This is a genomic window from Candidatus Sulfotelmatobacter sp. (assembly GCA_035498555.1).
Lineage (GTDB): Bacteria > Eisenbacteria > RBG-16-71-46 > RBG-16-71-46 > RBG-16-71-46 > DATKAB01.
The window spans coordinates 1-10,305 of the sequence record DATKAB010000191.1 but is presented as its reverse complement, the minus strand read 5'-3'; the positions used below and the strand labels follow the sequence as shown (position 1 = coordinate 10,305).

General features: G+C 67.3%; 4 protein-coding genes. All 4 read left to right on the top strand.

Translation table 11 applies throughout. From position 1 onward, the window contains the following. A partial coding sequence (locus tag VMJ70_15155) for a T9SS type A sorting domain-containing protein (protein HTO92468.1) occupies positions 1-465 on the top strand: 465 nt, incomplete at its 5' end. 53 nt (positions 466-518) lie between these two features. After that, positions 519-3,920 carry an FG-GAP-like repeat-containing protein gene (locus VMJ70_15150; GenBank protein ID HTO92467.1) on the top strand — a complete coding sequence of 1,134 codons (3,402 nt, stop codon included), beginning with the start codon at positions 519-521 and terminating at the stop codon, positions 3,918-3,920. A gap of 123 nt (positions 3,921-4,043) precedes the next feature. Beyond that, entirely contained in the window at positions 4,044-7,469 is a 3,426-nt protein-coding gene (locus tag VMJ70_15145) for an FG-GAP-like repeat-containing protein (protein ID HTO92466.1), read from the top strand. Then, on the top strand, positions 7,466-10,305 hold a 2,840-nt coding region (locus VMJ70_15140), incomplete at its 3' end, for an FG-GAP-like repeat-containing protein (protein HTO92465.1). The genes VMJ70_15145 and VMJ70_15140, both read left to right, overlap by 4 nt.

The window sequence follows — 10,305 nt, the reverse complement described above, 5'->3', positions numbered from 1 at the left end:
GTGTATCGTGGCGCTTCTGCCGGCTTCACGCCTTCGCCCGGCAATCTGATCGCCACGCGCAGCGACACCGGCTACGTCGACGCGGGCGCCGCCGGCGGCTACTACAAGCTCTCGGCAGTGGACGTGAACGGCAACGAGAGCGGCTTCGCGCTGCTCACGCCCGCGGGGACCACCGCGGTGGGAGGCGCCGTCTCAGCCAGCTTCGCGCTCGCCGGGCTCATGCCCAATCCGGGCCGCGGCGATCGGCTGACGGTCGCGTTCTCTCTGGCCAGTGCCGAGCCGGCTCGGCTCGAGCTGTACGACGTGAGCGGGCGGCGAGTTTCAGCGCGCGACGTCGGCACACTCGGCGCCGGCTACCACGTGATCGGTCTCGCACAAGGCCATCGCCTCGCCGCCGGGCTCTATGTGATGCGCCTGACTCAGGGCGCGCGCGTCGCGACGGTGCGCGCAGCCGTCGTGGAATGACGTAAGCGGAGCCGCGCCCAGTACCCCAGCCACGTAGTTGCCCAGGAGTCACCATGCCGCAGGTCGAACGTCACTCCGCCTGGAAGTTTGCCCCTGTTCTCCCGCTGACGCCGACTTTCGCCGTGCTGTTGATCACTCTCGTCGCGCCCCGATCGGCGGGCGCCTTCGCCCTCGGCGTTCGCACGGACTATTCCGTCAGCATCAACCCCTCCGCGGTGGTCGTGACCGATCTGAACGGCGATGGGGCCGCCGATCTGATCTACACTTCGAATTCGTCTGGCCTGGTCATCGCGAGGCTCGGGGATGGCGCTGGCAATTTCGGAGCGCAGACGAACAATCTCTCCGGTAACGGCACCTACGGCCTCCTGGTCGGCGATCTCAACGGAGACGGCAAGCCCGACGCGGTCGCCACCAACGCCACCGACAATACGATCTCGGTGCTCCTGGGCGATGGAGGCGGTGGGTTCACTCCACGAACGCTCTATTCGACCCCCTCGACACCCTACTCGGTGGCGATTGCCGACCTGAACATGGACGGCCACCCGGATCTGGTGGTGGCGAACAACGGCGGACAGAACATCTCGGTGTTCATCGGGCGCGGCAACGGCACGTTCGCTCCACGCGTGGACTATGCCTGCGGTGCTTCATCGTTCCCCGTATCGGTCGCGGCGGGCGACTTGAACGGCGACGGCAAACCCGATGTGGTGGTGGCGAACAGCAACGCCAGTTCCGTCAGCGTGTTCACGGGTAACGGCGACGGAACGCTGGCGCCGTTCACCTCGCTCGCGACCGGCGGCGCGCCGTTCAGCGTCGCACTCGGGGATGTGAATGCCGACGGCCGACTCGACATCGTGACCTGTTCGTTCAGCGCCAGCTCAGTGTCAGTGCTCAAGAACAACGGCGCCGGATTCAATGCCCATGTCGACTACGCCGTCGCCGCCAACCCGCAGTCGCTGTGCATCGCCGATCTCGACGGCGACGGCTATCCCGATATCGCGACCAGCAGCACGGCGACCAATTCGGTGTATGTGCTGAGAAACAATGGCACCGGTTCATTCTTCTTGCCCGCGAGCTTCGCCGTCGGCGCCTATCCGGTGGCCGTCGCAGCGGGTGACGTGAACGGAGATGGCGTGCGCGATCTGTTGACGGCCAACTTCAATGGTAACTCGATTTCGGAGCTCTTGGGATTCGCTTATGAGTTCTTGCCGGTTCCGACCTATTACACCGCTGGCAGCCAGCCGTTCAGCATGAAATTTGCAGACCTGAACGGAGATGGCATCCTCGACATGCTGGTCGCGAACTTCAATTCAAGCTCGATATCGGTGTTGGGAGGACTGGGTGGCGCGGCCTTCGGACCTCGGAACGACTACCCGACCGGAGCTGGCGCGCAAGGTTTGGCGATCGGGGACTTCAACGGGGATGGGAGGCTCGACCTGGCGACGATCACCGCTGCGGGCGCCACTGTCCTTCTCGGCAATGGCACCGGCGGACTTGGGCCACCGACCAACTTCGCCGTCGCAAGCGCCCCGTATGACATCGCCGCCGCCGATCTGAACAACGATGGCCACCTGGACATGGTCACGGTCAACGGCGCCGTAGCCTCGGTGCTGCTTGGAACCGGCACAGGCTCGTTCGGCGCCAAGACTGACTTCCCGACCGGGCTGTACTCGCAGGCGGTCGCGATCGGCGATCTGAATGGCGACGGCGTGCCCGACCTGGTGACCGCAAACAATTGGTCCAGCAGTGTCTCGGTGCTGCTTGGCACGGGCAGCGGCGCGTTCGGAGCGAAAACTGACTTTCCCGCCGGAGCCTCGCCGGTCGCCATCGCAGTCGGTGATCTGGATGGGGACGGCAGGCCCGACGTGGTGACGGGCAACCTCGGTGCGAACACGGTTTCGGTGCTGATCAACACGGGTACAGGTTCGCTGAGTCCAAAGGTGGACTACGCGGTGGGATCAGGTCCTGTCGCGGTTGCCATCGCGGATGTGAACAAGGATGGACGGCTGGATATTCTGGCCGCGAACCACGACGACGGTTCGGTCTCTGTGCTCTTGGGCGATGGCAGAGGAGGTTTCGGACCACAGACCGCCTACACCGTGGGGCAAGGCCCTACCAGCATCGCCCTCGGCGACCTGAACGGCGACGGGCGTCTCGATCTTGCGAGCGTCGGCCCGGGCAGCAGTCAGGTCGCGATCGTGCCGTGCAAGATTCGCACGCGGCTCTCCCTGAGCGTTTCGCCCACTCCCGTGGTCCTCGGCGGTCTCATGACGCTCACTGCGAACGTGACGGCCGTTCCTCCTGGCGCAGGCCCCGTCAACGAACAAGCGGTGCTTTTCTACGATGGCCTGACCCAGCTTGGCCGGGCGAACCCACACAACGGAGTCGCGACTCTCGCCCTGTTCGCGCCCTACCTGGGGGACCGCGCGATCAGCGCGGCTTTCTCCGGCGTTGATCTGTACCAGAGCAGTCTTTCGGCCGCGCAATCCGTGCGCGTGGTTTTGACCGGGGCGCCGCGCCTCGCCGGCATCAGCGACGTGAAGAACGACCAGGGCCGACAGGTGCGCGTGCGTTTTCGGGCCAGCGCGTTCGACTACTCCGGCTCGGCGACGCCCATCGTTCGTTACGAGCTGTTCCGCCAGGTGGCGCCCGGCCTGCTCGCTTCGCGCGCGACTTCTCAGACGCCGGCGCACGCGCTGGTAGACGGCTGGGATCAGGTGGCGATCACCTACGCGACCGGCGACTCGGCCTATGTCGCGGTGGTGCCCACCCTCGCCGATTCGAACTCCTCGGGATTCCATCGCGCGACGTTCTTTGCGCGCGCCGAGACCGCGTCGCCGACCGTGTACTACGACTCGCCCGCGGACTCCGGCTACTCGGTCGACAATCTGCCGCCCGCCCCGCCCGCGCCGTTCCTCGGCGCCTACGCCGGCGGCGCGACGCATCTTCACTGGGGCGGCAACACCGAGCCTGACCTTTGGTACTACCGGTTGTATCGCGGAACCTCGGCGGGGTTCACACCCGGCTCGGGCAATCTCATCGCCACGTCGAGCGACACCGGCTACGTCGACGCGGGCGCCGCCGGCGGCTACTACAAGCTCTCGGCGGTGGACGTGAACGGCAACGAGAGCGGATATGCCTTGCTCACGCCAGGCGGGACCACGGCCGTGAGCGGCGCAGCAGCGTCCGCGAGCTTCGCGCTCGCCGGTCTCACCCCCAATCCGGGCCGCGGCGATCGGCTGACCGTCGCGTTCTCTCTGGCCAGTGCCGAGCCGGCTCGACTCGAGCTGTACGACGTGAGCGGGCGGCGGGTGGCGGCGCGCGAGGTCGGCACACTCGGCGCCGGCTACCACACGATCGATCTCGCGGACCGGCAGCGCCTCGCCGCCGGGCTCTATGTGATGCGCCTGACTCAGGGCGCGCGCGTCGCGACGGCGCGGGCAGCCGTCATCGAGTAGCCCACCGCCCGATCGAATGGGCCGCCCTGGAACGGATCCCCGGGGCGGCCCGTTCGTTGCCAGCCGTCCGGACGTATGGAGATCGACCTGCATCGCGCCGGTCTCCAATGCTCCGGAGGATCCATGCGCCCGGCATGCGCCTCTCATTCGACTCGCCCGCCGATCCGGTGGCTGCCGTTGGCGCTGCTCACAGTTTCAATTCCGGCAGTGTGCGCGGCCCAGTCCACGCTGCTCGGGGCACGACTCGATTTCGCGGCCGGCCACCAGCCGTGGGCGGTGGCGACCGGGGACCTGAACGGTGACGGCAGACCGGACCTGGTCTGCGTCAACACCGGTGCCAGCACGATTTCGGTGCTGCTCGGCGATGGAGCGGGGAACTTCGGCCCGAAGACGGATTATGCCGTGGGGAGCAGTCCGTACGCCGTGGCGATCGCCGATCTGAACAACGACGGAAGACCTGACGTGCTGGTGGTCAACTACTCGGGAAGCCCGGGCACACTCTCGGTCTTCCTCGGCAATGGGGCCGGCGGATTCGCTCCGCGGGTCGACGTGCCGGGGCCCAACAACGCCACCGGGATCGCCGTTTCCGACCTGAACGGAGACGGCAAGCTCGACGCGGCGGTGTCCACCATCTTTTCGGTCGCGGTCTATCTCGGCGACGGCACGGGAGGCTTCTCGGCGCCGACCTACAACACGGCGGGGCCTTACACCGAATCGCTCGCGGTCGGCGACCTCGACAACGACGGCAAGCCCGACATCGTCACCGCCAACTACCAGAGCAGCAGCGTGTCGGTGCTACGCGGCAACGGTGACGGCACCTTCGCGGCGCGGGCCGACTACCCGGTCGGAAGCGCCGTCGATGCCGTCGCGCTGGGAGATCTGAACAACGACGGCAAGCTCGACGTCGCGGTGGCCAACTTCGGCACGCTCAGCAGCTCGCTGGGGGTACTGCTCGGTGATGGACTCGGCGCACTCGGGACCATGACCTCGTATTCGCTCTACTACGACTCGCGGCCTCAGAGCGTCGCCATCGCCGACTTGAACGGCGATGGCAAGCCCGATCTCGCCGCCGCCCTTTCCAACGCCGCGTCGCTGGCCCTGCTGATGGGCGACGGCACCGGCAACTTCGGCGCGGCCAGCTACTACAACACCGCCGGTACCCCGGTGGCGGTCGCCGCCGCCGACGTGAACGGCGATGGCCAGCCCGACCTCGCGGTCGCCGGCAACGGCGCCGATTCCGTGAGCGTCTTCCTGAACTGCGGGAACGGCGGCTTCGGGAGCGCGTCGTCGTTTCCGACTCTCAGCTTCCCGTACGACCTGGCGATCGGCGACCTGACCGGCGACGGCAAGCCGGACGTTGCGGTCGGCTACACGAACGGCGGGACGCTCGTCTCGACGTTGCTCGGGAATGGCGCGGGCGTGCTGGGTTCTCACACCGATTTCACGGCCAGCACGAATCCCTATTCCGTGGCGCTCGGAGATCTGAACCTGGACGGCAAGTCCGATCTGGTCGCGGTGAACCACGACGCCAGCACGGTCTCGGTCCTGCTGGGCAACGGCACCGGGAGCTTCGGCCCCAAGACCGACTTCGCCGTCGGCGCCGGGCCGTACGCCGCCGTGATCGCGGACTTCAACGGTGACGGAAAGCCCGATGTCGCCGTGGCCGGTACGGGCTCTGCCACTGTCTCGGTCCTGCTCGGAACCGGGACGGGCTCGCTGGGAAGCGCCACCAGCTTCGCGGTCGGCACGCTCCCCTATTCGATCGCGTTGGGGGATTTCAACGGCGACGGCCGGCTCGACCTCGCCACCGCGAACTACGGCACCAACAACGCATCGGTGCTCCTGGGCAACGGATCCGGGGGATTCCTGCCCAAGGTGGACTACACCACGATGAACGGCCCCATCTCGATCGCCGTCGGCGACTTGAACAGCGACGGCAAACAGGACCTGGTCGTCCTCACGTCACTCTACCCGTGGGGGGTCTCGGTGCTGCCCGGAAACGGGACCGGGACTTTCGGGACCAGGACCGACTTTCCCAACGTCAATGGCGCCTATCCGGACGAGATCTCGGTGGTGGACGTCAACGGCGATCACCACCCCGATGTGCTGATTGCCGCCACTTACTACTCGACCGCGGACGTGCTCTACGGCAACGGACTCGGCTCGCTCATGGGTCGAACGTCGGTGCAGTGCCCGCCGAGCGTCGCGAGACTCGCGGTGGGCGACCTGGACGCCGACGGCCGCCCGGACCTGGTGACGAGCAACAGCGGCTCTCTTTCGGTCTTGCTGGCGCTCAAGAGCACCCAGACCTCGCTCGCGGTGAGCCCCGGAAACGTGCTGCTCGGTGCGGCGCTGACGCTCACCGCGAACGTCACGGCCGTCGCCCCCGCGAGCGGCGTTCCCGCCGGGACGGTGAGTTTCTTCGATGGCTTCACTCTGCTCGGGACCACGCCGGTGAACGGGGGTGTCGCCGCGCTTTCGCTGTTCGCTCCGCGGCGTGGCAATCGGTCGATTACCGCCGTTTACAACGGCGACGGCAAGTTCCAGCGCAGCGTGTCTTCGCTCCGGATGCTGCGGGTGGCGGCGTCGGCTGCCCCGGCGCTGGCCGGGATCCAGGACATCAAGAACGATCAAGGCCGCGAGGTTCGCGTTCAGTTTCTCGCCAGTCCTTACGATTACGTGGGCTCGCCGACGTCGATCACGCAGTACGAAGTCTATCGTCAGGTCAACCCTGCGCTGGGGCTCGCGAGCCGGCTGGCGGCGCCTTCACGCGCGCGGCCGGCCAGCGTTCAGATGGATGGTTGGGATTTCGTGGGCAGCCTCGCCGCGCACCGGGAATCGGGCTACGACCTGGTGGTGCCGACGCTCGCCGATTCCAACGGCAGCGGCATTCACCGTTCGAGCTTCTTCGTGCGCGCCGCCACCGCGACGCCGACGTTGTATTTCGATTCGGCGCCGGACTCCGGATATTCGGTGGACAATCTCGCGCCCGCGATTCCCTCGCCGTTCACCGGCGCCTATTCGGGCGGCATGTCCCACCTGCACTGGGGCGCGAACCTCGAGCCCGATCTCTGGTACTACCGGCTCTACCGCGGCAGCTCGGCGGGCTTCGTTCCCGGCCCCGGCAACCTGATCGCCACGCCGAGCGACACCGGCTACACCGATGCTGGAGTCGCGGGGCGCTTCTACAAGCTCTCGGCGGTGGACGTGAACGGCAACGAGAGCGGCTTCGCCCTGCTCACGCCGGGCGGGACGACCGACGTGCGAGGAGACGAGAGCTTTGGCTTCGCGCTCGAGGGCGCGCGCCCCAATCCGGCGCACGGGCCCGGGCTCGACATCCGCTTCACCCTTCCCGGCTCCGAGCCGGCGCGGCTCGACCTGATCGACGTGAGCGGCCGAAGGCTCGCGTCGCTCGACGTCGGCGCGCTGGGCCCCGGACCTCACTCCATCGATCTGGCCGAGGGACGCACCGTTCCGGCGGGCCTCTATCTGGTGCGTTTGACCCGAGCACAGAGAGCGCTCGACGCGCGTGTGGTGGTGCTGCCATGAAAACCCTGCGATTGCTATTCGGACCGGTCTCGTTGCTGGTCGTGTTCTATTCGAGCGCGCTCGCTCAGAGCCTGAGCCTCGGCCCCACGATCTACCCCTCGATCGCTGGTCAGCAGAACTGCGTGGCGTTCTCCGACCTCAATGGTGACGGGAAGCTCGACCTGATCACGGGCACTGCATCCGGTGCCGTGACCGTGCGCCTTGGCGACGGCTCGGCCGGCTTTGGTCCCGCCGCGACCTACCCGGTGCCCACGTGGGTCAGATCCATGGCGATCGCGGACCTGAATGGTGATGGCAGGCTCGACCTGGTGACCTGCGAGTTCGGGGCCTCCATCAATTCCGTTTCGGTCCTGCTCGGTGACGGCGCCGGAGGGTTCGGCCCTGCAACCAATTTCACCACCGGGACGGCGCCCATCGGCGTCGCGATCGCCGACCTGAACGGCGATGGCAAACCGGACCTGGCCATCGTCAACAACAACGACAACACCGTCTCGGTCATGTTCGGAAACGGCTCGGGCGGATTTGCGCCGGGCGGCACCCTGGCCACCGGCTCCGCCCCGGATGGGATCGCGGCCGGCGACTTGAACGGCGACGGCTTCGCCGATCTGGCGGTCGCCTGCATCAACAGCGTCGCCATCGGCGTGTTCCTTGGAAACGGCCACGGTGGATTCGCGCCGGAGGTCGAGTTCGCGACCGGCGGGAATCCCTGGATGGTGGCGATCGCGGATCTCAATGGCGACGGCAAGCCCGATCTGGTCGCGGCCTGCGCCGGCACGGCCTCGGGAATCTCGGTGCTGATGGGAAATGGTTCGGGCGGGTTCGCCCCGCACACCGACTATGCTTCGAGCTCGAACTGCTTCGGCATCGCGGTCGGCGATCTCAACGGCGACGGCAAGGTCGACGTGGCCACCACCAACCCCGACGTCTCGGCGGTCTCGATCTACCTCGGAGACGGCGCCGGCGGATTCGCGCCCAGGCAGGTGTTCGGAGCGGGTCCGCAGCCCAGCGGCGTTGCCATTGCCGACTTGAACGGCGACGGAAGACCCGACGTCGGGGTCGCGGACTTCGGGGCTCCCGCGGTGGCCCTCCTGCTCAATTCCTCCGGCAGCAGCTACGCGCCGCGAGTCGACTACCCCACCAACGCCAGTCCACGGTGGTCGGCGGTCGGCGATTTCAACGGCGACGGCCGCCCCGACATGGCGACGGTCAACACCAGCTCGGCCAACGTCTCGGTGCGGCTCGGGACGGGCGGCGGCGCCTTCGGGCCCAAGGCCGATTTCGCCACCGGCAGCCAGCCGAACGCGGTCGCAGTGGGCGACGTCAATCTTGATGGCAAGCTCGATCTGGTGGTCGCGAACTACGGCTCGAGCTCGAATTCCGTCTCGGTCCTGCTGGGCAACGGCGCCGGGGGATTCGCGCCCAAGGTCGACTATGGGGCGGGCGCCCAACCCCAGTCGGTGGCGGTCACGGACCTGAACGGCGACGGAAAGCCCGACATCGCGGTGGCCAGCGGCAATTCCAACGCGGTCGTCGTGCTGTTCAACAGCGGCACCGGCATCTTCCCGACCGGCACCGTCAACACCACCGGAACCAACCCCATCTCGGTCGCGGTCGCCGACCTGAACGGCGACGGCAAGCCCGATATCGTCTCCGCGAACTACTATGGCAATTCGGTGTCGGTGCTGATGGGCACGGGGGGCGGCGCCTTCGCGACCAAGGTGGACTATTCGGTCGGCGGGTATCCCGGCTCGGTGGCGATCGGCGACGTCAACCTCGACGGCAAGCTTGATCTCGTGGTCGCCAATTCGCTCGACAACACCGTCTCCATCCTGCTCGGCACGGGTACCGGTACCTTCCCGTCGAGGTTCGACGTGGCGGCCGGCTCCGCCGCGTTCACGGCAGCGATCGGTGATCTGAACGGCGATGGCTATCCGGACATCGTCACCGCGAACATCTCGGGTAACTCCGTGTCGGTGCTGCTGGGAAATTCGTCGGTTCTCAACTGGTTGCGGACCGACCTCCCGACCGGAAACGGACCGAGCTGCGTTTTGATCTCGGATCTGAACGGTGACGGACGGCCGGACCTGATGACGTCCAATTACTCCGCGGGAACAGCGTCGGTGCTGCTCTCGCTCGAAGGGACGCGAGTGTCATTGAGCGCGACCCCCCGGCCGGCGGTGAAGGGCGCGCTGCTTGCGCTCACCGCGGGCGTTTCGGTGCCTGCGCCCGGCTCAGGAGCCCCATCCGGCACCGTGCGCTTCTATGACGGCACGACGCTGCTCGGCACGGCCCCGGTGAGCGGTGGAGTCGCCGCACTGTCGCTGTTCGCGCCTTATCTCGGCGATCGTTCGCTGTCGGCCGTTTTTTCGGGCGATCCCGGCTTCTTCGGCAGTCTCTCACCCGCGGTGGCCTTGCGCGTCGTCGGCGGCGCGAGTCCGGCGATCGCGAGTATCCGCGACGTGACCAACGACCAGGGCGGGCAGGTGCGCGTGCGATTCCGGTCGAGTCCTTTCGACGTGGCGGGATCGGGAACGCCGATTCAGTCCTACGAGGTGTACCGGCAGATCAGTTCACAGCTCGGACTGAAGCTCGCGCCCCGGTCGGCGACCGCCTCGGCGACCCCGCCCGCCGGCATCGAGCTGCTCGGCTGGGACTTGATGGGAACGCTTCCGGCGCACGGCGATACCGCGTACGTGTTCGTGGCCCCGACGCTCGCCGACTCGAACGCGTCGGGATTCCATCGCACCACCTTCATGGTGCGCGCGGCGACGGCCACGCCCGGCGTGTTCTACGATTCGCCGCCCGATTCGGGCTACTCGGTCGACAATCTGCCGCC